Annotated in this window: 21 protein-coding genes and 2 pseudogenes; 8 read left to right on the plus strand and 15 right to left on the minus strand. The window is 70.9% G+C overall.

The window, feature by feature from the left end; all coding sequences use genetic code 11:
• The first annotated feature begins 47 nt into the window (after positions 1 to 47).
• Entirely contained in the window at positions 48 to 1,109 is a 1,062-nt protein-coding gene (locus LWJ43_RS25870) for an aminotransferase class V-fold PLP-dependent enzyme (protein WP_277334600.1), read from the plus strand.
• Between the two features lie 38 nt (positions 1,110 to 1,147).
• Here LWJ43_RS25870 and LWJ43_RS25875 read toward each other — a convergent pair whose 3' ends face one another.
• Positions 1,148 to 1,651: a MarR family winged helix-turn-helix transcriptional regulator gene (locus LWJ43_RS25875; protein WP_277334601.1), complete on the minus strand. Its 504-nt coding sequence runs from the start codon at positions 1,649 to 1,651 to the stop codon at positions 1,148 to 1,150.
• A 146-nt stretch (positions 1,652 to 1,797) separates the two neighbouring features.
• On the opposite strand from LWJ43_RS25875, the gene LWJ43_RS25880 reads away from it, so the two are divergent.
• Both LWJ43_RS25880 and LWJ43_RS25885 read left to right on the plus strand, forming a co-directional pair.
• Entirely contained in the window at positions 1,798 to 2,868 is a 1,071-nt protein-coding gene (locus tag LWJ43_RS25880) for an alkene reductase (RefSeq protein ID WP_277334602.1), read from the plus strand.
• Between the two features lie 185 nt (positions 2,869 to 3,053).
• Positions 3,054 to 3,509, plus strand: a pseudogene (locus LWJ43_RS25885) (GNAT family N-acetyltransferase); the annotation flags it as partial.
• A gap of 49 nt (positions 3,510 to 3,558) precedes the next feature.
• Here LWJ43_RS25885 and LWJ43_RS25890 read toward each other — a convergent pair.
• From LWJ43_RS25890 to LWJ43_RS25905, 4 genes are read right to left on the minus strand one after another with little or no spacing between them, the layout of a single operon-like run.
• A complete protein-coding gene (locus LWJ43_RS25890; protein ID WP_277334603.1) occupies positions 3,559 to 4,593 on the minus strand; it encodes a LacI family DNA-binding transcriptional regulator in 1,035 nt (344 codons plus the stop codon).
• Positions 4,594 to 4,635: 42 nt separating this feature from the next.
• Positions 4,636 to 5,496 carry a carbohydrate ABC transporter permease gene (locus tag LWJ43_RS25895; RefSeq protein WP_277334604.1) on the minus strand — a complete coding sequence of 287 codons (861 nt, stop codon included), beginning with the start codon at positions 5,494 to 5,496 and terminating at the stop codon, positions 4,636 to 4,638.
• Positions 5,493 to 6,419, minus strand: coding sequence for a carbohydrate ABC transporter permease (locus LWJ43_RS25900; RefSeq protein ID WP_277334605.1), 927 nt, complete (start codon positions 6,417 to 6,419; stop codon positions 5,493 to 5,495). Before LWJ43_RS25900 ends, LWJ43_RS25895 begins: the two co-directional genes overlap by 4 nt.
• Entirely contained in the window at positions 6,416 to 7,729 is a 1,314-nt protein-coding gene (locus LWJ43_RS25905; protein ID WP_277334606.1) for an extracellular solute-binding protein, read from the minus strand. Before LWJ43_RS25905 ends, LWJ43_RS25900 begins: the two co-directional genes overlap by 4 nt.
• Before the next feature lie 188 nt (positions 7,730 to 7,917).
• Here LWJ43_RS25905 and LWJ43_RS25910 point away from each other — a divergent pair, with 188 nt between their 5' ends.
• On the plus strand, positions 7,918 to 9,963 hold the full coding sequence (locus LWJ43_RS25910) for a beta-galactosidase (RefSeq protein ID WP_277334607.1): 2,046 nt from the start codon (positions 7,918 to 7,920) through the stop codon (positions 9,961 to 9,963).
• A gap of 49 nt (positions 9,964 to 10,012) precedes the next feature.
• Positions 10,013 to 11,572, plus strand: coding sequence for a glycoside hydrolase family 53 protein (locus tag LWJ43_RS25915; RefSeq protein ID WP_277334608.1), 1,560 nt, complete (start codon positions 10,013 to 10,015; stop codon positions 11,570 to 11,572).
• A gap of 70 nt (positions 11,573 to 11,642) precedes the next feature.
• On the opposite strand, the gene LWJ43_RS25920 is transcribed toward LWJ43_RS25915, so the two are convergent.
• The 4 genes from LWJ43_RS25920 to LWJ43_RS25935 form a co-directional block, all read right to left on the minus strand.
• Positions 11,643 to 12,137: a MarR family winged helix-turn-helix transcriptional regulator gene (locus LWJ43_RS25920; protein ID WP_277334609.1), complete on the minus strand. Its 495-nt coding sequence runs from the start codon at positions 12,135 to 12,137 to the stop codon at positions 11,643 to 11,645.
• A 110-nt stretch (positions 12,138 to 12,247) separates the two neighbouring features.
• Positions 12,248 to 13,261: a VOC family protein gene (locus tag LWJ43_RS25925; RefSeq protein WP_277334610.1), complete on the minus strand. Its 1,014-nt coding sequence runs from the start codon at positions 13,259 to 13,261 to the stop codon at positions 12,248 to 12,250.
• Between the two features lie 90 nt (positions 13,262 to 13,351).
• Entirely contained in the window at positions 13,352 to 13,558 is a 207-nt protein-coding gene (locus LWJ43_RS25930; protein WP_277334611.1) for a DUF397 domain-containing protein, read from the minus strand.
• Positions 13,555 to 14,391 (minus strand): helix-turn-helix domain-containing protein, encoded by an 837-nt coding sequence (locus LWJ43_RS25935; protein ID WP_277334612.1) that lies wholly within the window; start codon positions 14,389 to 14,391, stop codon positions 13,555 to 13,557. The genes LWJ43_RS25930 and LWJ43_RS25935 overlap by 4 nt, the downstream gene beginning before the upstream one ends.
• A gap of 106 nt (positions 14,392 to 14,497) precedes the next feature.
• On the opposite strand from LWJ43_RS25935, the gene LWJ43_RS25940 reads away from it, so the two are divergent.
• Positions 14,498 to 14,758, plus strand: a complete 261-nt coding sequence (locus LWJ43_RS25940) for a hypothetical protein (RefSeq protein ID WP_277334613.1) — start codon at positions 14,498 to 14,500, stop codon at positions 14,756 to 14,758.
• Positions 14,759 to 15,018: 260 nt separating this feature from the next.
• Here LWJ43_RS25940 and thpD read toward each other — a convergent pair whose 3' ends face one another.
• From thpD to LWJ43_RS25965, 5 genes are all read right to left on the minus strand, one after another.
• Complete coding sequence (gene thpD, locus LWJ43_RS25945; protein WP_277334614.1) at positions 15,019 to 15,912, minus strand: ectoine hydroxylase; 894 nt, start codon at positions 15,910 to 15,912, stop codon at positions 15,019 to 15,021.
• A gap of 3 nt (positions 15,913 to 15,915) precedes the next feature.
• Positions 15,916 to 16,314, minus strand: coding sequence for an ectoine synthase (locus tag LWJ43_RS25950; protein WP_099176037.1), 399 nt, complete (start codon positions 16,312 to 16,314; stop codon positions 15,916 to 15,918).
• A gap of 66 nt (positions 16,315 to 16,380) precedes the next feature.
• Positions 16,381 to 17,643: a diaminobutyrate--2-oxoglutarate transaminase gene (gene ectB, locus LWJ43_RS25955; protein ID WP_277334615.1), complete on the minus strand. Its 1,263-nt coding sequence runs from the start codon at positions 17,641 to 17,643 to the stop codon at positions 16,381 to 16,383.
• 98 nt (positions 17,644 to 17,741) lie between these two features.
• Complete coding sequence (gene ectA, locus LWJ43_RS25960) at positions 17,742 to 18,266, minus strand: diaminobutyrate acetyltransferase (RefSeq protein ID WP_277334616.1); 525 nt, start codon at positions 18,264 to 18,266, stop codon at positions 17,742 to 17,744.
• Between the two features lie 352 nt (positions 18,267 to 18,618).
• Positions 18,619 to 19,725 (minus strand): pyridoxal-phosphate-dependent aminotransferase family protein, encoded by a 1,107-nt coding sequence (locus LWJ43_RS25965; protein WP_277334617.1) that lies wholly within the window; start codon positions 19,723 to 19,725, stop codon positions 18,619 to 18,621.
• 103 nt (positions 19,726 to 19,828) lie between these two features.
• Between LWJ43_RS25965 and LWJ43_RS25970 the strand changes: the two genes are divergently transcribed.
• The gene (locus tag LWJ43_RS25970; RefSeq protein ID WP_277334618.1) at positions 19,829 to 20,929 is read left to right on the plus strand and encodes an amidohydrolase family protein; all 1,101 of its coding nucleotides are present in this window, start codon (positions 19,829 to 19,831) and stop codon (positions 20,927 to 20,929) included.
• 62 nt (positions 20,930 to 20,991) lie between these two features.
• Positions 20,992 to 21,390: pseudogene (locus LWJ43_RS33125) on the plus strand (hypothetical protein); the annotation flags it as partial.
• Positions 21,391 to 21,407: 17 nt separating this feature from the next.
• On the opposite strand, the gene cobC reads toward LWJ43_RS33125, so the two are convergent.
• Positions 21,408 to 22,919, minus strand: a complete 1,512-nt coding sequence (gene cobC / locus LWJ43_RS25980; protein ID WP_277334619.1) for an Rv2231c family pyridoxal phosphate-dependent protein CobC — start codon at positions 22,917 to 22,919, stop codon at positions 21,408 to 21,410.
• Positions 22,920 to 23,048: the final 129 nt, after the last annotated feature.

Raw genomic sequence — 23,048 nt, forward strand, 5'->3', positions numbered from 1 at the left:
AACTTACGTGATTGACGTGAGGTTGAGCGGCAGTCACGCTGTCCCGCATGGAGACTTCTGCGATCGACCGGGTCAGGGCCAGCGAATTCGCATCCGAAACCACCTACCTCAACACCTCGACCTGCGGGCTGCTGCCCCGCAGGGCGGCCGACGCCGTCAAGGCGCTGGTCGACGACAACGCGACGGGACGCCGACAGGGCGCGGGTGACCACGCGACGGTGGTGGCGGCGAGGGGCGAGTTCGCCCGGCTCGTCGGAGTCGGCCCCGGCCGGGTCGCCGTGGGCGGTTCCGTCGCCTCCCATGTCGGGCTGGTGGCTGCCTCACTCCCGTCGGGCGCCGAAGTGCTCGCGCCCACGGGGGAGTTCAGCTCGGTCGTCAGTCCCTTCGCCGTTCGCGGCGACCTGAGGACGCGCTACGTCCCGCTGACCGAACTCGCCGATGCCGTCCGGCCCGGGACCGCGGTCGTCGCCCTCTCGGCCGTCCAGTCCGCCGACGGGCGCGTCGCCGACCTGGACGCGATCCGCGCGGCCGCCGCCGCGCACGGGGCCCGCACGCTGCTCGACGCCAGCCAGTCCGCCGGCTGGCTCCCGCTGGACGCCGGCGCCTACGACTACACGGTCACCGGCGGCTTCAAGTTCCTGATGTGCCCCCGGGGCACGTCCTTCCTGACCGTGACCGAGGAGGCGCAGGAGACCCTGCCCGTCCTGTTCCCGGGGATGGCGGCGGCGGAGGACTCCTGGGGCAGTGTCTACGGTCCGGTCGAACGCCTCGCCGCCGAGGCCCGGCGCTTCGACGAGCCGGTCTCCTTCCTCTCCTACCACGGGGCCGAGCAGTCGCTCCGCCTGCTGGCCGAGGTCGGGATCGCCGCCGTGCACGCACACGCAACCGGTCTCGCCGCCCGCTTCCGGGAAGGGCTGGCGTCGCTCGGCCACGAGGCGGTGCCCGGTGCCTCCGCTGTCGTCGCCGTCCCCGGGCTGGGCGGCCGGGAGCCCGACCTGGCGGCGGCCGGGGTGGTCGTGTCGGCCCGCGCGGGCAACCTGAGGGCGGCGTTCCACCTGTACAACACCGAGGCCGACGTCGACCGCGCCCTGGACGTGCTGGCGGGCTGACCCGGGGCCTCCGGGCCTGGCGTGCCGACCTGGCGGGGTTACCCCCCGGGGCAGTCCCCGGCCTCGTGGCAGAGGTTCTCCTCCACCTTGGCGAGCAGCCGGATCAGCTCCGCGCGCTCGGCGGGCCGCAGACCGGCGAGGGTGTGGTCCTCCAGCCCCGACCAGGCGTCGCGCACCTCCGTGCGCAGTGCGCAGCTCTTCTCCGTCGCCTCGACCAGGACGGCCCGCCGGTCGTCGGGGTCGGGGCGGCGGTGCACGTGCCCGGCCTGCTCGAGGCGTTGGAGCATCTTGGTCACGGTGGACGGGTCGAGGTCCATCGCCCTGATCAGATCGGCCTGGCGCACCGCCCCGGTGTCCCAGAGGTGCATCATCAGGAACTCCTGCCCCGGGTAGAGCCCGAGCCCCTTGAGCATCCGGCCCGCCGTGATCCTGTGCAGCCTGGCGACCCGTGAGACGGCGTGGCTGACGGGGCCGCCGAGGGCCGCGCTCGGCAGCCCGCCGGTGCAGGCGGAGTCGGCGGGGGCGTTGTCGTCGGCCTGCATCGGGGCTCCTCGGGGCGGTGTCGTGACCCGTTCCGCTGCCGGGTTCATGACGTCACCGTGAACTTTACCTTGGTCGGCCAAGTAATGCGTTACAGTGACTCACGGCTGATTACTTGGCCGACCATATAAATGCCTCGGAGGCTTTCATGACCAGCGTGTTCGATCCCGTCGACCTCTCCGGGACGCAGCTCTCCAACCGCATAGCCCTCGCACCGATGACCCGCAGCCGGGCCGGTGAAGGGGGCACGGCCACCGACCTCACCGCCGAGTACTACACCCAGCGCGCCTCGGCCGGGCTGATCATCACCGAGGGCATACAGCCCTCCGTGGTCGGCCAGGGATATCCGTCGACCCCCGGCCTGCACAGCGCCGAGCAGGTCGCCTCCTGGCGCAAGGTCACCGACTCGGTCCACGCGGCCGGCGGACGCATCTTCGCCCAGGTCATGCACGCGGGCCGGATCGGACACCCCGTCCTGCTGCCCGACGGACTGGTCCCGGTGGCACCCTCCCCGGTGGCGGCGCCCGGCCAGGTCCACACCCACGTGGGGCCGAAGGACTTCGTGGAGCCGCGCGAGCTGACCGACGCGGAGATCCGGGCGACCGTCGGCGACTTCGTCACGGCCTCCCGCAACGCGATCGAAGCCGGTTTCGACGGGGTCGAACTGCACGGTGCCAACGGCTACCTGATCCAGCAGTTCCTGGCTCCCAACACCAACCTGCGCACCGACGGGTGGGGCGGCTCCGACCAGGCCCGCATCTGCTTCGCGGTCGAGGTGGTCAAGGCGGTCGCCGCCGAGATCGGCCCCGAGCGGACCGCCCTGCGCATCTCGCCCGGCAACCCCTACAACGGCATCGAGGAGACCGACCCGGACGCCGTCTACACCGCGCTCGTCGCCGAGCTCGAACCGCTCGGGCTGGCCTACCTGCACGTGCTGGAGCAGGCCGACACCCGGGAGCTGACGCTCGCGCTGCGCAAGCAGTTCACCGGAACCCTCGTCATCAACGTGTTCTCCGAGGGGCCGACCGGCCCCGAGCACCACACGGTGATCGACGACGGAGTGGCCGACATCATCGCCTACGGCGCCCTGTTCCTCGCCAACCCGGACCTGCCGGCCCGGCTGAAGGCCGGCGGGCCCTTCAACACCCCGGACCCGTCGACCTTCTTCGGCGGCGACGCGAAGGGCTACACCGACTACCCGGCGCTCGACACCGTCTGACCCCGGGGTGGTGCGCCACCCCTGTCCCGTACGCCGCCGTCCCGCACGACCCGTGACGGTGGCGTACGGGCTCACGGTCTCCGCCACGGCCCCCGTGGCAGACTGCCGCCGTGACCAACGACGAAGCGGCTCAGCGCATACGCATCAGGCCGGGCGGTCCGGCCGACGCACCGGCCATCCTGGACATGCTCGACTCCGCGGTCGCCTGGATGAACGCCCGCGGCAACACCCAGCAGTGGGGCACCGTCCCGTACTCGCAGACCTCCGGCGGCGTCGAGCGTGTCGAGCGGTACACCACGCGGAACACCCCGTACGTCGCCGAGCTGGACGGCACACCCGCCGGAGCGCTGGTGCTCGACACCGGCCCCAGCCCGCAGATGCCGATCGCCCCGGCCGGGGAACCGGAGCGCTACGTGCGCCTGCTGGTGTCCGACCGGAAGCACGCCGGTCTGGGTATCGGGGCCGCGCTGCTGGCCCACGCCGCCGAGGAGACCCGGCAGGCGGGCGTGGACCTGCTGAGGGTCGACTGCTGGGCGGGCGGCGGAGGCGAACTGGTCGCCTACTACGAGCGCAACGGCTTCGTCCCCACGGACCCGTTCCTGTCCGGGACCTGGCCGGGACAGGTGCTCGCCCGCCGCCTGGGCCGAGCCCCGGCCGTGTCGTCCCCGTACGGACCGCGGCGCCCCGGCTCTACGCGGATTCCCGGCGCACCAGCTCCGTGGGGAGTATGACCGCGGCCGGGTCCTCCCCGCCGATCTGCGCCAGCAGCACCCGCACCATCTCCGCGCTGATCCGGTCCCACGGCTGGCGGACCGTCGTCAGCTCCGGGCGGGCCGCGAGTGCCGCGGGGGAGTCGTCGAAACCGCCCACCGCGATGTCCTGCGGTACCCGCCGGCCCGCCCGCTCCAGCGTGCTCAGTACTCCCTGCGCCATCAGGTCGGACGCGACGAACACCGCGTCCACGTCGGGCGCCCGTTCCAGCAGCAGCGCCGCCGCGGCCTCACCGCCCGCCCGGCTGTAGTCGCCCGGCACGACCAGGCTCTCGTCGGCCGGCAGCCCGCACTCGGCGAGCGTCTCGCGGTACCCGGCGAGCCGGTCCACGCCGCCCGGGGTGTCCAGCGGCCCCGTGACCGTGGCGATCCGGCGGCGCCCCGACTGGTGCAGGAAGCGGACCATGTCCCGGGCGCCGTTGCGGTCGTCCGCCGCGACGTAGCTGACCCGCGACCCCTGCCCGAGCGGCTTCCCGCAGGCCACCAGGGGTACTCCCGCCTCGTGCAGCTGCGCGGCCACCGGGTCGCCGGAGTGGCTGGAGACCAGCAGTACCCCGTCCACGTGCCCGGCGATGTACCGCATGTTGCGGCGGCGTTCGGCCTCGGTGCCCGCGATCATCAGCAGCAAGGGGACGTCGTGCGCGGCGAGCGCGGCGGTGCAGCCGCGCAGCAGCACGTTGAAGTTCGGGTCCTCGAAGAAGCGTTCCTGGGGTTCCGTCAGCAGGAACGCCACCGAGTCGGAGCGTCCGGTGATCAGCGACCGGGCGTGCCGGTTCACGGTGTAGCCGGTCCGGCGGATGGCGGACTGAACCGCTTCGAGCGCCGCCGGGCTGACGTTGTGACCGCCGTTGAGCACCCGCGAGACCGTGCCCCGGGAGACCCCGGCCTCCCGGGCGACGTCGTGGATCGTCGGCGGCCTGCGGCGTCCGGCGCCGTTGTGTTCTGTGCGGCTCATGGTGCTCGATCTTTCATGAAGGGGTGCCCTGTTGAGGAGCTGTCAGGACTTTACGGCGCCGGAGAGCAGGTCGAGGCTCCAGAACCGCTGGATCACGAGGAACAGGGCGATCAGCGGGAGGATCGCCAGGAGTGCGCCCGTGATCACCAGCGTGTAGAGCGCCGGGGTGTTCGAGCCCTGCTGGAGCAGCGTGTAGAGCCCCAGGGTGACCGGGAACTTCTCGTCGTCGCCGAGCATGATGTAGGGCAGGAGGAAGTTGTTCCATACCGCCACGAACTGGAACAGGAACACCGTGACCAGCCCCGGCAGCATCATCGGCAGGGCGATGGTCCGGAAGATCCGCCACTCGCCGCCGCCGTCCATCCGCCCGGCCTCGATCACATCGGCCGGCACGGCGGCCGCCGCGTAGATCCGGGCGAGGTACACGCCGTACGGGGAGAGGATCAGCGGCAGCAGCACCGACAGGTAGGAGTCGGTCATGTCCGCCTCGGCCATCAGCAGGTACTGCGGCACGGCCAGGATCACCGGAGGCATCAGCACCCCGGCGAGCAGGATGTTGAAGACGGTCTCCCTGCCGCGGAAGCGGTACACGGCCAGCGCGTACCCGGAGACCGCGGACACCGCGGTGGAGAGCAGGGCGCCCACCCCGGCGTAGAAGGCCGAGTTGGCCATCCACCTCCAGTACACCCCGTCGCGGTACTCCGTCAGATCGGCGACGTTGTCCGTGAAGCCGGAACCGGGCAGGAAGGTGAAGGTGGAGAACAGCTCGCTGCCGGACTTCGTCGAGGCGACCAGGACCCAGACGACGGGCAGCAGGCAGTACAGCGCGCCGAGGAGCAGCGCGGCGGTCGGCACGAGCGGGAGGCCTCGCCGGCCGGGGGTGGCGAGGGACGGGGTGCTCATCGGGAGTCTCCCTGCTTCGTACGGGAGTTGGCCGCCTTGAGGAAGCCGAACGACAGGGCGAGGGTGGCCACGGCGATGACGACCGCCTGGGCGGCGGCCGCATGGATGTCGTTGTTGACGAAGGCGTCCTGGTAGACCTTCATCAGCGGACTCCAGGTGGTGGAGAGCGAGTTGGTCAGCGGCTTCAGCGTGGTGGGCTCACTGAAGACCTGGAGCGTCGCGATGATCGAGAAGAAGAAGGTCAGGATCAGGGACGGCGCCACCATCGGGATCTTGATGCGCAGCGCGATCTGCAGCTGCGAGCAGCCGTCGATCCGCGCGGCCTCGAAGACCTCGACGGGGATGGCCCGCAGCGAGGTGTAGATCACGATCATGTTGAAGCCGGTACCGCCCCACACGGCGATGTTGGCGAGCGAGAGGTACAGCGGCCCGCCGTCCAGCAGATCGGGCTGCGGGAGCCCCATGGCGTCGAGCAGGTACAGGAACGGGCTCACGTCCGGCAGGTACAGGAAGCCCCACATCAGCGCCGCGATGACGCCCGGGATCCCGTACGGCAGGAAGATCGCCAGCCTGCTGAAGCCGCGCGCCCGGAGCCCGTCGGTGTCGAGCAGCAGGGCGAAGAGCAGGGCGAGGCCGAGCATCACCGGGACGACGATCGCGCCGTAGCCGAGGATGCGCAGCGCTCCGTCCAGCAGCTCCGGGTCGGAGAGCGCGTCGGTGTAGTTGGACAGGCCGGCCCAGACCTCGTCCCGTGCGCCCTTGCCGAGGCCGAGTCCCCTGACCTCGGTCCTGCGGAAGCTGAGGTGGACCGCGTAGCCGATGGGCAGGGCGAAGAAGAGCAGGAACAGGAGGGTGGCGGGGACCAGGAAGGCGTACGGGGCGCTCTTGACCCCGTACGCCTTCCGGCGCGGTGTGCGTGTCACTCCGAGACCCCGAAGCCCTGCTTCTCCAGGTCCGCGACGGTGGCGTCCTGCATGGCGGTCAGCGCGGGGCCGAAGTCCGACCTGTTCTTGGCGGCCGCGGCGAAGTTGTCCTTGAAGGCGCTGTACGCGACGTTGACGTTCGGTCCCCAGGCCGCGGGGGCGGTGCCCTGGGCGATCTCGGCGGCCTCGGTGTAGAAGGCGGGCTGGTTGGAGAAGTAGTCCGGAGCCTTCGACAGGGCGCCACCGGTCTGGGCTGCCGTGGCCGCGGGGTAGATGCCGCCCTCCTTCACCAGCGCGGCGAGTGCCGTCGGGTCCGTGTTCAGCCACTTCGCGAAGGTGGCGGCGGCCTTCTTGTTCTTGGAGTCGTTGGTGACGGCGGTGGAGGAGCCGCCCCAGCTGCCGGTGACGTTCTCACCGGCGGTCCACTGGGGGAGCGGGGCCATCGCCCACTTGCCCTTCGTCTCGGGCGCCGCGGTGGTCAGGGTGCCCGGCGCCCAGACGGCGCTGACCCAGGCGACCTGCTTGCCGGTGTTGAGCGCCTTGTTCCAGGCCGGGGTGTACATCGGCTGGTTGTCGATGGCCCCCTCCTTGACGAGGCCGCCCCAGAAGTCCGCGACCTTCTGCGTGGCCGGGTCGTCGATCGCGACCTTCCACTTGTCGCCGCCCGTGGTCCACCACTTCGCGCCCGCCTGCTGGGCGAGACCGGCGAAGAGGCCCGAGTCGTTGGAGGAGAAGGTGGTGAGGTCCTTGTCCGGCGCCTTCTTCTTCAGCGCGCGGGCGGTCTCGGCGAACTCGTCCCAGGTGGTCGGCACGGTCAGGCCGTACTGCTCGAACAGGTCCTGGCGGTAGTAGAACATCAGCGGGCCGGAGTCCTGCGGAAGGGCGTACAGGGCGTCCGAGCCGAGGGTGGCCTGCTGCCAGATCCCGTCGGCGAACTCGCCCTTCGCGTCGCCCGCCTCATCGGATATGTCCGCGAGGACGTCGTTGGAGACCAGGGTGGGGAGTGCCTGGTACTCCGCCTGGACCAGGTCGGGGGCCTTGTGGGCCTTGGCCGCCGTGATGATCTTGGTGACCAGGTCGTCACCCGAGGCCTGCTTCTTCACCGTGACGGTGATGCCGGCCTCCTTGCCGGGGCCCTTGTTCCAGATGTCGGCGACCTTGTCCAGGCCGGGGGCCCAAGCCCAGTACGTCAGCGAGGCGGGCCCGGAAGCGGCCGGTTCGTCGCCGCCGTCGTCCGAGCCGCACCCCGAGAGCAGGGCGGTTGCGGCGAGAGCTGCGGCGGTGGACACCGCGACAATGCGGTATTTCATGGTTTCTCCCCTGACGAGACGAACAGACGCATCGGCGGACTGGCCGGAACTGCGCTGTGAGCGTTCACAGTAGAGAAACGAAACCGACACTTGTCAATGGTTGTTGCTGTGCGGTTATGTTGGCCCTGCGCCGCCGAGAGTGTGTGTGCACGTTCCCAGAAGTTGACCCGAAGAGCCAGGAGTCGTCCATGCCGCACTCAGAATCCGCGCCCTACCCGGTCGGCCTGCACAAACTGGCCTTCGGCGGCGACTACAACCCCGAGCAGTGGCCCGAAGAGGTCTGGCACGAGGACGTACGCCTGATGCGGGAGGCGGGCGTGACCATGGTCAGCGTCGGGATCTTCTCCTGGGCGCTGCTGGAACCCGAGCCGGGCACCTACGACTTCGGCTGGCTCGACCGCCTCCTGGACCTGCTGCACGTCAACGGCATCCGCGCCGACCTCGGCACCCCCACCGTCGCCCCGCCCGCCTGGTTCTACCGCGCCCACCCCGAGGCCCTGCCCGTCAGCCGGGACGGCGTCCGCTACGCCTTCGGGTCGCGCGGAGCCATCTGCCACAGCTCCGCCCCCTACCGCGCGGCGGCCGCGAACATCACCGAACAGCTCGCCCGCCGTTACGCGAGCCACCCCGCGCTCGCCATGTGGCACGTCCACAACGAGTACGGCGTCCCGGTCAGCGCCTGCTACTGCGACAGCTGCGGCGCGCACTTCCGCCGCTGGCTCCTCGCCCGGCACGGCTCGGCCGACGCGGTCAACGAGGCCTGGGGAACCGCCTTCTGGGGCCAGCGCTACCGGACCCTCGACGACATCGACCCGCCCCGCGCCACCCCGACGGTGGGCAACCCGGCCCAGCAGCTGGACTACGCCCGCTTCGCCGACGCCACGATGCGGGAGAACTTCACCGCGGAACGCGACATCCTGCACCGGCTCGCCCCCGGCATCCCGGTCACCACCAACTTCATGACCGCGCTCAGCCAGTGCGAGTCCGTCGACTACTGGGCCTGGGGCCGCGAGGTCGACATCGTCTCCAACGACCACTACCTGATCACCGACGGCCGCCGCACCCACGTCAACCTCGCCATGGCCGCCGACCTCACCCGCTCCGTGGCGGGCGGTGCTCCCTGGCTGCTGCTGGAGCACTCCACCAGCGGCGTCAACTGGCAGCCCCGCAACCCCGCGAAGCGTCCCGGCGAGATGGCCCGCAACAGCCTCGCCCACGTCGCCCGCGGATCGGAGGGCGCGATGTTCTTCCAGTGGCGGCAGTCCAGGCGCGGCGCCGAGAAGTTCCACTCCGCGATGGTCCCGCACGCCGGCACCGACTCACGGATCTGGCGCGAGGTCAGCGCGCTCGGCGCCGGACTCGGCCTCCTGGAGGGCATCCGGGGCACCCGGACCGTCGCCGACGTGGCGATGCTCTGGGACTGGCAGTCCTGGTGGGCGCAGAGCCTGGAGTGGCGTCCCAGCGAGCAGCACGACGCCCGCGAGCGCGCCGACACCTTCTACGCCTCGCTCTTCGACCGCCACCTCACCGTCGACTTCGCCCACCCGGACGCCGACCTCAGCGCCTACCCCCTGGTCGTCGTCCCGGCCCTCTACCTGGCCACCGAGGAGACCGGCCGCAACCTGCGCCGCTACGTCGAGGGGGGTGGCACCCTCGTCGTCTCCTACTTCTCCGGCATCGTCGACACCGACGACGCCGTGCACCCCGGGGCCTATCCGGGCCCGCTCCGGGACGTACTCGGCCTGAACGTCGAGGAGTTCGCACCGCTCGACGAGGGCGGCACCGTCCGCCTGATCACCCCCGAAGGTGCGCCCGAGGGCCCGGAGCTGACCGGCGACCTCTGGTCGGACGTGGTGATCCCGCGCGGCGCCGAGACACTCTGGTCGTACGCCGACGGGATCCCGGCAGGCCGGCCCGCCGTCACCCGCAACAGGCTCGGCGAGGGCACCGCCTGGTACATCTCCACCCGGCTCTCCGGCGCCGACCTGGACGCCGTCCTGGACCGTGCCGCCGCCGACGCCCGCATCGAGCCCCGCACGAGCCTGCCCCACGACGTCGAGGTCGTGCGCCGGGTCGGCGACACCGGCAGCTACCTCTTCGTGATCAACCACACCGAGGCCGAGGCGGTGGTGGCGCTCGACGCCCCCGGCACCGAACTCCTCACCGGCGAGCCGGCCGTGGACAAGCTCGCCGTTCCGGCGGGCGCGGTCCGTGTCGTACGGCTCGACGGCTGAGGCGCACACCCACAGGGAATCCCGCACAACTGTCGAAGGGACATCGACGATGTACGGAACGACGCACATCCGCGCGAGAGCGGCCGGGGCGGTGGCCGCCCTCTCCGGTCTCGTGTTCGCCGCACTCCCCGCTCAGGCCGCCCACGCCGCCACCACCCCGGTCGACACCGGTTTCGAGTCCGGGGCCACCGGCTGGTCGACGTACTCGGCCGGAGGCCATGACGCCGCCTCCTTCACCGAGGCGGGCGGCCACGGCGGCAGCACCCGGCTCAGCCACTGGTCGGCCTCGGCGTACAAGGTCGAGACCTACCAGTACCTGAACGGCCTGGCCGACGGCACGTACACCCTCAGCGCCTGGGTGCGCTCGGGCGGCGGCCAGAAGTCCGCCTACATCGCCCTGCGCAACTGCGGCTCCGCCGAGCAGCGCACCGACCTGCCCCCGACCGCGGACGGCGCGTGGATCCGGCTCGTCACCTCCGTCAAGGTGACCGGCGGGGCCTGCACGATCAGCCTCAACTCCGACGCGCACGCGGGGGAGTGGGCGAACTTCGACGACATCACCTTCACTCCCGGGAGCACCGGGCTGAGCGTCAGGGGCGGGGACCTCTCCACCCTCCCGAAGAACGAGGCACACGGCGCCACGTACCGCGACGCGAGCGGCACGGCGGGGGACGCCATACGCATCCTCAAGAGCTCCGGGATGAACTACGTACGCCTCAAGGTGTGGGTGAACCCGGCCGACGGCTACAACGACAAGGCCCGGGTCCTCGCCATGGCCAAGCGTGCCAAGGCCCTCGGCATGAAGACCCTGATCGACTTCCACTACTCCGACGCCTGGGCCGACCCCGGCAAGCAGAACAAGCCCGCCGCCTGGGCGGGGCACAGCCACGCCCAGCTCCGCACCGACGTCTACAACCACACCTACGACGTGCTGAAAGCCCTCAAGGCCCAGGGCACCACGGCCGACATGGTGCAGATCGGCAACGAGATCAACGGCGGGATGCTCTGGCCCGAGGGCTCCACCGACAACTGGTCCCAGCTGGCGGGCCTGATCACCTCGGGGGCGAACGCGGCCAAGGCGGTCTCCTCCGGCACGAAGGTGGCGCTGCACCTCGCCGAGGGCGGTGACAACGCGGGCACGCGCTGGTGGTTCGACAACGCCGTGGCGCGGAAGGTGCCCTTCGACGTCATCGCCCTCTCCTACTACGGCTACTGGCACGGCTCGCTGTCCGAGCTCCAGACCAACCTCGACGACGCCGCCTCCCGTTACGGGAAGCCGGTGCTGGTCGCCGAGACGGCCTACGCCCACACGCTCGCCGACGACGACGGCCTCGAGAACAACGTGGCCACCGCGAGCCAGCTGGTCAACGGCTACCCGGCGACCCCGGCCGGCCAGGCGGCGAACCTCCGCGACGTCATGAACGTCGTCGAGGCCGTCCCGGACGGCAGGGGGCTCGGCGCGGTGTACTGGGAGCCGGCCTGGACCGCCGTCACCGGCAGCGGCTGGGACCCGGCCGACCCGGCGTCGGGCAACGCGTGGGAGAACCAGGCGGTGTTCGACTACGACGGCAAGCTGCTGCCGGCCGCCGCCTGGTTCTCGCACCGGTAGGCCCCGCGGCCGCCGGTCCGGACCGCTCGCGGCGGGCCGGACCGGCGGCACCCGTCGCGGCGGGGAGCCGTCAGGGAGTGCGTAGGCCTTCGACGTTGGCCACCATCGTGCGGAGCACCTTGAGCGCGGCGACGTACTCCGTGTCGCTGACGCCCCGGTGGACCTCGGCGCGGACACCGGTCACGAGCTCACGCAGCCGCACACGGGCGGCCTCCCCCTCGGCGGTGAGGTGGAGCGTCTGCCCGTTCCCGCTCCTGAGCCAGCCGCGGTGGAGCAGCTGGTCGACGACCCGGGAGATGTCCTGCGGTCCGTCGGCGAGAGGGGTGAGCTGGGCGACGACCTCCTCGCGGGTGGGTGCGGCAGTCCCGCCGTGCACCCGGTTGAGCACCCAGTACTCCGGCTGGGTCACGTCGATCCTGGCCATGGCGTCCCGCAGGTGGCGGGTGACGGCCGTGTGGGCCAGGCCGCTCCAGTACCCGACGGGCTGTGTGGCCAGTGCGTCGTCCGTGGCCGCCGGGTCTGCCGGGGCCTGGTCGGTGAGGGTGGTGCTGGTCTGCTGTTCCATGGCGCCGACGCTACCGGCGGACCCCGGCCGGGCTTCCCGGGCCGTGGCAATCGGCCGCTATTTGGCCGGTACCCGTCGTGGCGGGGGCAGCTCACGGGCGTGTGCGCAGCTCAGCGGCCCAGTGGCGCACCGTGCCACCTCCACGAGGTGACACGGTCGCGGCCCGGCAGGTCGGCGCGGCCGGTGGACCAGAGCAGCACGGTCCACCGGTCCTCGTCGTCCGGGGCGTGGGGGAAGAGCCGGGCCAGCACCCGGTCGCAGAGGTCCCGGGGCGGAGCCCAGGACAGAGACAGCCCGGCGGCCACGTCATAGGTGTGCACGAGGGTCTCCACGATGCCCATCGCGGCGAAGCCCTCGGGGTCGGAGAGCCCGAACACATGGTGGGAGCGCACGTCCGAGGGGGTCGTACGCACCATCGCCGTCAGGAGGGCGCCGCTCGCCTCCAGCGTCTGGAGCAGCCCGGGGACGCCCGCCTCCGGGTTCGCGAAGATCGAGCTCGCGGGCCCGCCCTCGCGTTCGGCCGCGAAGCGGTAGGGCACCTCACGGTCCTGCGGCGGCCTGCGCGGGCCCAGTTGGACGGCGTACGCGAAGAGGTCGTCGCTCAGGTGCTCGACGGTCTCCCAGCAGTCCCACGTCAGACCACCGGCCGGCACCCGCCAGTCCTGGGCGGGGGACTCGGCGAGGGTGTCGACTGCGAGCCGGACAGCCAGCGACACGTCGTCGGCCGTGACGGGCAGCCGCGTGCCGGTCAGTGCGGCGCGTTCCCCCGCACCGCACTCCACGCAGAACTCGTTGCCCTCCGGGTCGGCGAGCGTCACCCAGCCCCGGCCGTTCGGCTTGCGGTGGTCGGCCACCGGCGTGGCTCCCAGCGCGAGCAGCCGCTCGACCTCCTCGTCGCGGGTGCGGCCGTCGGGGCGCAGATCGAGATGGATCCGGTTCTTGACGGTCTTGGACTCCGGCACCGTGACGAAGAGCAGCGTGCCCTGGGGCGACTCGACGAGGGCCTCGGGGTCACCGGGCCCGTCGTCGTCGGACACGGAGGAACCGAGCACCTCGGCCCAGAAGCCGGCGAGCTCGTAGGCGTCGGCGCAGTCGATGGTGATGTGCTGTACGAGTGAGGTCATGGACGCCACTGTCGCCGCTGATCCGTGCCGGGGCCAGCGAGTTGAACAGCCGGGCCCGCTCGTGCACGGCCTTCGGCGGCCGACTGCCGATCACGCCGTGCCGAACGCTCCTGCCCTGACGCCGTCCACGAAGGAGGCGAAGGAGGCGGCGGGCAGGTGCAGGACGGCGCCGCCCGGGTTCTTGGAGTCACGGACGGGGACCACGCCGTGGGAGCGGGCGAGGTCGGCGGCGACCTCGACGCAGTTGCCGCCGTTCGAGCTGTAGGAGGACTTGTGCCAGCGAGGCTCGTCAGTCACGGAACTGTCCCTTTCATCACCTGGATCATGGCCACGGAAGCCGCTTGCGACAACGCTTCGGCCTGTAGGTGATGGTAGGCCGTCAACATGGAGAGGACGTACGTGGTTTCGCGGTCCATGTGCCCCTGCGCCTGGGACTCGGCGTAGCCGACCATGCTGCGGTCAGCCATGGTGAGCAAGTTGACCGGCAGGTTGAACGCCCGCCTCGCACCCACGTCGAACGGTGACACCTGTAGCACCGTGTTGGGCAGGGCAGCGAAGTCGGCCAGCCGCTGAAGCTGCGTGGCCATGACCTCGGCGCCGCCGACCTGGTGCCGGATGCAGCTCTCGTCCATCACCACAAGCATCATCGGCGGCTTGCGTCGTGTCAGTGCTGCCTGACGCTCCGCGAGGAACGAGACTCGTTCGTCAGCCTGTTCAGGAGTGATGGCGCCACGCTGAACCTCTCCCTGCGCCAGCGCCCGTGCGTACTGCGGTGTTTGCAGAAGCCCCGGAACGAGGCCGATCTCGAACAGGCGGATCTCGACCGCGCGTCCTTCGTACCCCACGTACTCAGGGAACCCTTCGAGCAGGGAGCCGTTCCGGATCTCGGCCCACTCGCGTTCGAAGCTGTCCTTCGTGCCTCCGACACCGAAGGCGCGGTCGGCACTCCGCGAGAAACGCAGAGTCGGAACCTTGCGGCCGGTTTCCACCGCCGAGATGTGTGTACTCGAATACTCAACGAGTGCTGCGAGGTCTTCCTGCTTCCACCCGCGGGCCTCGCGTGACCTGCGTAGCCGTGCACCATAGGCGGCCTGTGGGCTGCTCCCGGGGTTCAACTCCTTGACGTTCAACCGGCTGCTACCAACTTTCCGCTCACGGATGACACGTTGAAGAGAGCCTGACTCTAGGCCACGCTGAGCCGCCTTGGTAGCGATGCGACTACGGAGTGGAGTCACGATGGCTGGGGCATACGGCGCTGTAAGTGGACAGAACCCCCCGCACCCTCCGGTCCCCGGCACCCTCGTCGTGGACACAGGACGTGATGACCGGGTGGGGGAGTTCCGAGGAGTCGCCGGCCCTTACTGGTCACTGCGCCCGGTCCGGGGCGGGGCCGAATGGGAGGTGGACCCGGCGTCCGTACGACTCGCGACGCCCATGGAACGCCTTCGCGCGGAGAACGCGCGGTGCAACGCCCGGAGCGAAGGACGCTTCCTGTGAGCCGCCGGGACGACGACCCGTTCGACTCGTTCCCGCTGAGGGCCCCGGAGCCCGTACCCGGGTGCCCCGAGTGCGACCGTCTCGTACGCTCCGAGAAGTCGGCCCGAGTACGGGCCGACCTGTCCGGGGCGACGGACGAGCGGGTCAGGCTCCGCACGCACCTGGAAGTCGCGCACCGCGTTCCGTCCCGTGCCGGGTGCACCGGACGCGGAAGGGGCGGGACGCGTGGTGCGTCCCGCCCCTTGTGACCGTCGTACGTGCTACTTCACCGGGGTGAAGTCGCGGGCGCCGATGAAGTCGGGCCGGCGGATGGGGGCCGCGAAGGGTTCTTCCGCCGTGTTGTCGACGCTGTTGAAGACGATGAAGACGTTCGACCGGGCGTAGGGGGTGATGTTGTCCCCGGAGCCGTGCATGGCGTTGCAGTCGAACCAGGTCGCCGAGCCGGCCTTGCCGGTGAAGAGCTTGATGCCGTGCCGGTCGGCGAGCTTGGTCAGCACCTCGTCGGAGGGGATGCCGGCGTCCTGCATCTGCAAGGACCTCTTGTAGTTGTCCTTGGGCGTCTCGCCCGCGCAGCCGACGAACGACTTGTGGGAGCCGGGCATGATCATGAGCCCGCCGTTGGTGTCGAAGTTCTCGGTCAGGGCGATCGAGACGGACACGGCGCGCATGTTCGGCAGGCCGTCCTCGGCGTGCCAGGTCTCGAAGTCGGAGTGCCAGTAGAAGCCGGAGGCTCCGAAGCCGGGCTTGACGTTGATCCGGGACTGGTGGACGTACACGTCGGAGCCGAGGATCTGGCGGGCGCGGCCCACCACACGCTCGTCCCGCACCAGCTTCGCGAAGACCTCGCTGAGCTTGTGGACCTCGAAGACCGAGCGCACGCTCTGCGACTTCGGCTCGATGATCGAGCGCTCGTCCGCGCGGACGGCGGGATCGGCGATCAGCCGGTCCAGCTCCGCCCGGTACTCGGCCACCTCATCGGGGGCGACGAGCTGGTCGACGGTGAGGAAGCCGTCGTGCTCGAAGCCCTGGAGGTCCTTCGCGGAGACCGGTCCCGGCGCGCCCGGCGCGGACCAGATGACCGGGTCCTGGCGGGGAGTGGTCATCTCGGCGGCGCCGCGCGAGGGGTACAGGTCGGCGCGTACATCGGTGGTCATGGTTCAGCCCTCCTCTGTCAGCAGTGGGTATACACCGTTCTCGTCGTGGTCCTCCCGTCCGGTGACGGGAGGATTGAACACGCACACGCAGCGGAAGTCGGTCTTCGGGCGCAGCGTGTGGTGCTCGTGCCCGTTCAGCAGGTACATCGTGCCGGGGGAGATCCAGTGCTTCTCGCCGGTCTCGTCGTTGGTGAGCTCGGCCTCGCCCTCGGTGCACAGAACGGCCTCGATGTGGTTGGCGTACCACATCGACGTCTCCGTGCCCGCGTACAGCACGGTCTCGTGGAGCGAGAAGCCCACCTTCTCCTTGGCGAGCACGATGCGCTTGCTCTCCCAGGTACCTGAAGCGGACTTGATGTGCCGGTCGGTGTTCTCGATGTCACTGAAAGATCGGACGATCACGGTGGGGTGGTGCCTTTCTCTTCTGTGTCCTGCTCAGTTGTGCCTGTGCGGGGGTGTTGCCCCCGCTCAGGCGGTCTCGCGGACGGACCGGGCCAGCGTGCGCAGGCCCTCGTCCAGCTCTTCGGGGGTGACGGTCAGCGGCGGGAGCAGCTTCACGACCTCGGACTGCGGGCCGGAGGTCTCCAGCAGCAGTCCCAGCTCGAAGGCGCGCTTGCAGACGGCGGACGCGCGCTCGGGGTCGGTGAACTCCAGGCCCCAGACCAGGCCGCGGCCGCGGAAGTGCGCGGTCTCCTCCTCGGCGCAGATGGCCAGCAGTGTCTGTTCGACCTGTTCGCCGCGGGCCAGGGTCTGCTTCTCCATCTGGCCGTCGGCCCAGTAGGCGTCCAGCGTGGCGGCGGCGGTGACGAAGGCCGGGTTGTTGCCGCGGAAGGTGCCGTTGTGCTCCCCGGGCTCCCACACGTCCAGCTCACCCTTGAACAGGCACAGCGACATCGGCAGACCGTACCCACTGATCGACTTCGACAGGGTCACGATGTCCGGGACGATGCCGGCCTCCTCGAACGAGAAGAACCCGCCGGTCCGGCCACAGCCCATCTGGATGTCGTCGACGATCAGGAGCATGTCCTGGCGGTGGCACAGCTCCTGCAGCGCGCGCAGCCACTCGGCGCGGGCGACGTTGATGCCGCCCTCACCCTGGACCGTCTCCACGATCACCGCGGCCGGCTTGTTCAGCCCCGACCCCTGGTCCTCCAGCAGCCGCTCGAACCACAGGAAGTCGGGGACCTGACCGTCGAAGTAGTTGTCGAACGGCATCGGGGTGCCGTGCACCAGCGGGATACCGGCACCGGCCCGCTTGAACGCGTTACCGGTCACCGCGAGCGAACCCAGCGACATCCCGTGGAACGCGTTGGTGAAGGAGACCACCGACTCACGGCCCTTGACCTTGCGCGCCAGCTTCAGCGCCGACTCCACCGCGTTCGTACCCGTCGGGCCCGGGAACATCACCTTGTACGGCAGGTCACGCGGACGCAGGATGACGTTCTCGAACGTCTCCAGGAACGCCCGCTTCGCCGTCGTGGCCATGTCCAGGCCGTGGGTGATGCCGTCACGCTCGATGTAGTCGATCAACGCGCGTTTCAGCACCGGGTTGTTGTGGCCGTAGTTCAGCGAACCGGCACCGGCGAAGAAGTCCAGGTACGAATGGCCGTCCTCGTCCGTGAGCCGGGCACCCTGCGCACGGTCGAAGACCGCGGGCCAGCTGCGGCAGTAGCTGCGTACTTCCGACTCAAGACTCTCGAAGACACTCAGGGCGGGCGGGGTGATGGTCACAGCTGATCTCCTGCTCGAGGGGGGTTGTGACGGGCGGCGGGTCAGGCATGCCCGGGAGAACCGCGCCCGGGCGGGGCGCGGAGGGGCGCTGGGAGGTCCTAGAAGGGGCCGATGCGGTACAGGACCTCCGGCAGGTGCGTCCCCTCGGGGAACAGATCCCCGTCGAAGAGCACCTCGTGCTCCAGCGGCACGTCGTGCCGCTGGGCGAAGGACGTGAACAGCCGGTCGGAGGCGGTGTTGTCCGGGGTGATGGTCGTCTCGACCGATGTCAGGCCCTGGTCGGAGGCGACCCGCGTGGTCAACGCGTCCAGCAGCGTGGCCGCCAGTCCCTTCCCGCGGTGGGCCTGGTCGACGGCCACCTGCCAGACGACGAGCGTCTCGGGACGGTCGGGGCGGATGTATCCGGTCACGAAGGCGATCGGGTCGCCGTTCTCGTCGCGGGCGACCACGGAGGTCGCCGCGAAGTCACGACACCACAGCAGGTAGCTGTACGAGGAGTTGAGGTCGAGGACCTCGGAGTCGCGGGCGATGCGCCAGAGCGCGGCTCCGTCCTCCACTCGCGGGGTGTCGATTCTGAGGAATTCGCTTCGGGCACGTGCAAAATCTGCTGGTGCGGCGGTCATGCGAATTGAATTTACCCAGCAAAAATCAAAATTGCATCGCCGCAAGGGGTTGGGTGGAGAGGCGCGCTGTGTTATCACGCGAGCGCGGACTCGCCTCGGAGGGGCGGCGATTCGGGTAAATTTGTCCGGAATTAATCGGTCATAACGGCCCCGGTGTGGGTTCGGTCACATCGCTGTAACTCTCGTGACACCCGTTCGGATTGCGTGGATCAGGCAAGCCGGAAGGGTGGCGTTTAGGTCCGGAGAACCGGGGAAGAAGAATGCGGGGAGCTGCTTCCGGTAAAGCAGCTCCCCTTTATGTGCCTATTAAATCGGCGCAGCTGTCGTCAGTGCGGCGGCTGTCGAATTCAATTCAGCTGTTCGGCCAGGTTTCCGCCACGGCTGCGCGGGCAGCATCGTGGTCGGGCGTCCGGCCCGCGGCCGTCAGCGCGGAGCCCAGGGCGTCCAGCGAGGACAGCACCGCCTCCCGGGACGCGTCCACGCCGTAGTGGTTGACGCGGATCATCTCCTTGGAGAGCGGCCCGCCTCCTGCGATCAGCGGCAGCGACGGGTCCGCCGCCAAGGCGTGCGCGACCAGCTCCGAGGCGTCGACACCCGCCGGGGTGCGCAGCGTCGTGGCGACCGGCGCCGCGTCACGGGCGTCGTGGACGTACGGCTCCAGCCCCCCGCCGAGCGCCGTGGCACCCGCGCGGGTCGCGGCGGCTGCCGAGGCGTGCCGCGCCATGACCGTGTCCAGGCCGTCCGCCTCGATCCGCTCCAGACACGCGTCGAGCGCCAGCATCTCCAGCTGGGCGGGAGCGTGCGGCAGCGCCCTGCGGCCCCCGTCGATCCAGCGGGCCTTCCAGTCCAGCAGCGAGAGGTAGGACCGACGCGGGGCCCGCGGGTTGTCCTCCATCCGCTCCCAGGCCCGCGGGCTCACCGACACCATGGACACCCCGGCCGGGCCGCCCATGGCCTTCTGCGCGCCGATGACGCACAGGTCCACCCCCCAGGCGTCCGGCAGCAGCGGCTCCGCGCCGACCGACGCGACGGCGTCCACCATGAACAGCGCGCCGTGCGCCCGGACCGCCTCGCCGATCTCGGCGACCGGATTGGTGTTGCCGGTCGCCGCCTCGGCGTGCACCAGCGACACGAAGTCGATCTCCGGGTGCTCGGCCAGCGCGCGCTCGACCTGCTCGGCGGTGACCGCCGAGTGGAACGGCACCGAGAGGTCGACGACCTCGGCACCGCAGTCACGCAGCCAGTCGCCGAAGGTCTGTCCGTACGGTCCGGTCACGATGTTCAGCGCGGTCGAACCTGGCCGGGCGCCGCCCCGGATGCAGCCTTCGAGGGGCAGCAGTGCCTCGCCCTGCATGATGACGACGTCCTGCTCGGTGGCGAGGAGGCCGGCCACCCGCCGCTCGATCGCTGCGAAACGCGCGGCGGTGAGCGGGGCGAGGTCGAGGAATGGGTGCGTCACGGTGGTGCTCTCTTCGGGTCGGCCGGTGCGCGGTCAGCGCCTGCGTCGAGGGTACCCAGCACCTCCCGGACCCCCAGGAGGACCGCCTCGTACAGTGCTGTCCATGAGCGATCACGAGGCGGCGCCGGTGCTGCGGATCAAGGGGCGGGTGCTCGTCGGCCCCGACGAGGCCAGGGACGGACTCTGGGCGGTGGGCGGGCGGATCACCTACGAGAGGCCGCCTCACGCGGACGACGCCGTGACGCTCACCGGCTGGGTACTGCCCGGTCTCGTCGACGCGCACTGCCATGTCGGCCTCGACCACCAGGGGCCCGTGGACGCCGCGACCAGTGAGAAGCAGGCCCTCACCGACCGGGAAGCGGGCACGCTGCTCATCCGGGACGCCGGATCGCCCTCCGACACCCGGTGGGTGGACGAGCGAGAGGACCTGCCGAAGATCATCAGGGCGGGGCGGCACATCGCCAGGACCCGTCGCTACATCCGCAACTTCGCCCATGAGATCGAGCCCGGCGACCTCGTCGCCTACGTCGCGCGGGAGGCACGGCGCGGCGACGGCTGGGTGAAGCTGGTGGGTGACTGGATCGACCGCGACGCCGGGGACCTCACCGCCTGCTGGCCGCGCGGTGAGGTCGAGGCCGCGATCGCCGAGGCGCACCGGCTCGGGGCCCGGGTCACCGCGCACTGCTTTGCCGAGGACTCGCTGCGGGACCTGGTGGAGGCCGGGATCGACTGCGTCGAACACGCGACGGGGCTGACCGAGGACACCATCCCGCTCTTCGCGGAGCGTGGCGTGGCGATCGTCCCGACCCTGGTCAACATCGCCACCTTCCCCGCCCTCGCGGCGGGCGGCGAGGCCAAGTTCCCCCGCTGGTCCGCCCACATGCGACGGCTCCACGAGCGCCGGTACGACACGGTGCGCGCGGCCTACGACGCAGGGATCCCGGTCTTCACCGGCACGGACGCGGGAGGATCGCTGGCGCACGGCCTGATCGCCGACGAGGTCGCCGAACTGGTGAAGGCGGGCATCCCCGCCCGCGACGCGCTCTCCGCGACGGCCTGGGGCGCACGGCGGTGGCTCGGCAGGCCGGTGCTGGAGGAGGGGGCCCCGGCGGACCTCGTGGTGTACGACGAGGACCCGAGGGCGGACGTGAGGGCGCTGGCGTCCCCTCGGGCGGTGGTGCTCAATGGGCGGGTGATGGGCTGACTTTCGTTGACCCCCGGAGGGGTGCTGTGTTGACCGGCGGTGACTTCGGGGCACGGCTGTCGTTGAAGCACCTCTGCGCGCGGCCCGGAGCGGCCGACGGGCGCTCGAACAGCAACACCTTCCGTCCGGCCGTCCTGGCGCTCGCCGCCGCTCCCGTCGCCCTGCTCGTCGCCGTCCCCGCGCAGGCAGCCACCGCGACGACGCCGGCCACCCCGGCCGGGGGCCACGGAAAGGCGAGCACGGTCGTGCTCCGCGCCGGACTCGACGTCTCCCTCCTGAACAAGTCGGTCCAGGTGCCGCTCACGGCCACGCTCAACAAGGTGCACGCGCCGGCGAGGACGGCGCTCGGCGTGAAGCTCGACGGAGTCGAGAAGGGCCGCCCCGTCCACGTACTGAAGGCCGACGTCGCCACGGCTGACCCTCCCTCGGAGAGCGGTGCCCGCGCGGCGGAACACCGCTCTCCCGACCCGGGGAGCCGTCAGCCGACGGCTCTCCGCGGCAGCCCCTGCAGGGCCAGGTCCAGTGCCTGCAGGAACCGGTTGGTCGTCACGCGGTCGCGTACGGCGATCCGCAGCCACTCGCTGCCCAGCCCGGGGAAGGTGTCCCCGCGCCGCGCCGCGAACCCGCGTGCGCGCAGCAGCTCCCGCACCTCGTCCGCGCGCTCCAGCCGCAGCAGCACGAACGGCCCGGCGGCCGGCTCCACCACCCGCAACTCACTGAACTCCGCGAGCCCGGCCAGCAGATGCGCGCGGTCCACCGCGATCCGGTCCGCGGCGTCCGCCGCCTCGACCAGCGCGCGTGGTTCCATGCACGCCTCCGCCGCGGCCAGGGCGGGGGAGGAGACCGGCCACAGCGGCTGCGCCTCCTGGAGCAGGCCGATCGTCGCCGGATCGGCGAGCACATAGCCGATCCGCAGGCCCGCGAGACCCCAGGTCTTGGTCAGGCTGCGCAGGACGACGAGCCCGGGGACGTCCTGGCGTGCGCAGAGAGCCTCGCGCTCGCCCGGCACGGCGTCCATGAACGCCTCGTCGACCACCAGCGTTCTCCCGGGCCGCGCCAGTTGCTCCAGCACGTCCGCCGGATGGAGCACGGACGTCGGGTTGGTCGGATTGCCGACCACCACCAGATCCGCGTCCTCGGGCACCGCCGCCGGATTCAGCCGGAAGCCGTCCTCCGGGCGCAGCAGAACACGGCCCACCTCGTGGCCCGCGGCACGCAGAGCGGCCTCCGGCTCGGTGAACTGCGGGTGCACGACGACCGGCCGGGCGGCCGGCAGAGCCCGCGCGATCAGCACGAACGCCTCGGCCGCACCCGCCGTGAGCAGGACCCTCTCCTCGGGCAGACCGTGCCGTCCGGCGACCGCCGTCCGCGCCGGCCGCCCGTCCGGATAGGCCGCCAGCGAACCGAGCGACGCCACTATCCGCCTGCGCAGCCACTCCGGGGGTGTGCCGGTCCGTACGTTGACGGCGAGGTCGGTCAGATCCAGGCCGCGTACTTCCGCGTCGCCGTGGTGCCGCAGATCGGGCCCGGCGCTCTCGATGTGCTTCGTGGGGGGCAGCATGGCAGCCATGGTGAACGGCTCGGCGCCATTCGTCGATGCCCGGGTGACGGCCGGGGGTCTTCGGCGCGCCACCGCACAGGTCGCCGACGCCGACTTCCGCTTGGGAACCAGCAGTTCACAGCCGCCCATCGACGCGGCCGCCTCCGCGACCGACCCGGTGGCCACAGCGGTGAGGGAAACCGACGAAGGATGGGGCACGGAGACCTTCGCCAGCGCCTCCGCCGGGTAGGACCGGACGGGCACCCCCAGGCGCTCCGCCGCACCGGTGATCCCCGGCTCGTCGGCCCGGGCGTCGAGCGTCGCCAGTTCGACCACGTCGCCGGCCGCCGCCCCGGCCTCCTGAAGGGTCGTGCGGATGAGCCGGAGCACCTCCTCGGCCGGGACGCCGTGACGGGCGCCGACGCCGACGACGAGCTCGGCTCGGGTCATGGGGAGCAGTCCTCTCGGGGACGGGGAAGCGGGCCACGGACGGGGGACGGACGGGGGACGGACGGGGGACGCGGAGAAGGACCGGTAAGGGCGTCCTGAGGTGCGGGGAGCGGGGTCGATCCGCTAGCA

The organism is Streptomyces sp. JH34 (assembly GCF_029428875.1).
Classification (GTDB): Bacteria; Actinomycetota; Actinomycetes; order Streptomycetales; family Streptomycetaceae; genus Streptomyces.

Excerpts from the sequence above, each read along its gene's own strand:
- LWJ43_RS25970 (WP_277334618.1), top strand. The coding sequence starts at position 19,829 with ATGAGCGATCACGAGGCGGCGCCGGTGCTGCGGATCAAGGGGCGGGTG.
- cobC (WP_277334619.1), bottom strand. The coding sequence starts at position 22,919 with ATGACCCGAGCCGAGCTCGTCGTCGGCGTCGGCGCCCGTCACGGCGTC.
- LWJ43_RS25880 (WP_277334602.1), top strand. The coding sequence starts at position 1,798 with ATGACCAGCGTGTTCGATCCCGTCGACCTCTCCGGGACGCAGCTCTCC.
- thpD (WP_277334614.1), bottom strand. The coding sequence starts at position 15,912 with ATGACCACCGATGTACGCGCCGACCTGTACCCCTCGCGCGGCGCCGCC.
- LWJ43_RS25925 (WP_277334610.1), bottom strand. The coding sequence starts at position 13,261 with ATGACCTCACTCGTACAGCACATCACCATCGACTGCGCCGACGCCTAC.
- LWJ43_RS25940 (WP_277334613.1), top strand. The coding sequence starts at position 14,498 with ATGGCTGGGGCATACGGCGCTGTAAGTGGACAGAACCCCCCGCACCCT.
- LWJ43_RS25895 (WP_277334604.1), bottom strand. The coding sequence starts at position 5,496 with ATGAGCACCCCGTCCCTCGCCACCCCCGGCCGGCGAGGCCTCCCGCTC.
- LWJ43_RS25910 (WP_277334607.1), top strand. The coding sequence starts at position 7,918 with ATGCCGCACTCAGAATCCGCGCCCTACCCGGTCGGCCTGCACAAACTG.
- LWJ43_RS25915 (WP_277334608.1), top strand. The coding sequence starts at position 10,013 with ATGTACGGAACGACGCACATCCGCGCGAGAGCGGCCGGGGCGGTGGCC.
- LWJ43_RS25920 (WP_277334609.1), bottom strand. The coding sequence starts at position 12,137 with ATGGAACAGCAGACCAGCACCACCCTCACCGACCAGGCCCCGGCAGAC.
- LWJ43_RS25875 (WP_277334601.1), bottom strand. The coding sequence starts at position 1,651 with ATGCAGGCCGACGACAACGCCCCCGCCGACTCCGCCTGCACCGGCGGG.
- LWJ43_RS25890 (WP_277334603.1), bottom strand. The coding sequence starts at position 4,593 with ATGAGCCGCACAGAACACAACGGCGCCGGACGCCGCAGGCCGCCGACG.
- ectA (WP_277334616.1), bottom strand. The coding sequence starts at position 18,266 with ATGACCGCCGCACCAGCAGATTTTGCACGTGCCCGAAGCGAATTCCTC.
- LWJ43_RS25905 (WP_277334606.1), bottom strand. The coding sequence starts at position 7,729 with ATGAAATACCGCATTGTCGCGGTGTCCACCGCCGCAGCTCTCGCCGCA.
- LWJ43_RS25870 (WP_277334600.1), top strand. The coding sequence starts at position 48 with ATGGAGACTTCTGCGATCGACCGGGTCAGGGCCAGCGAATTCGCATCC.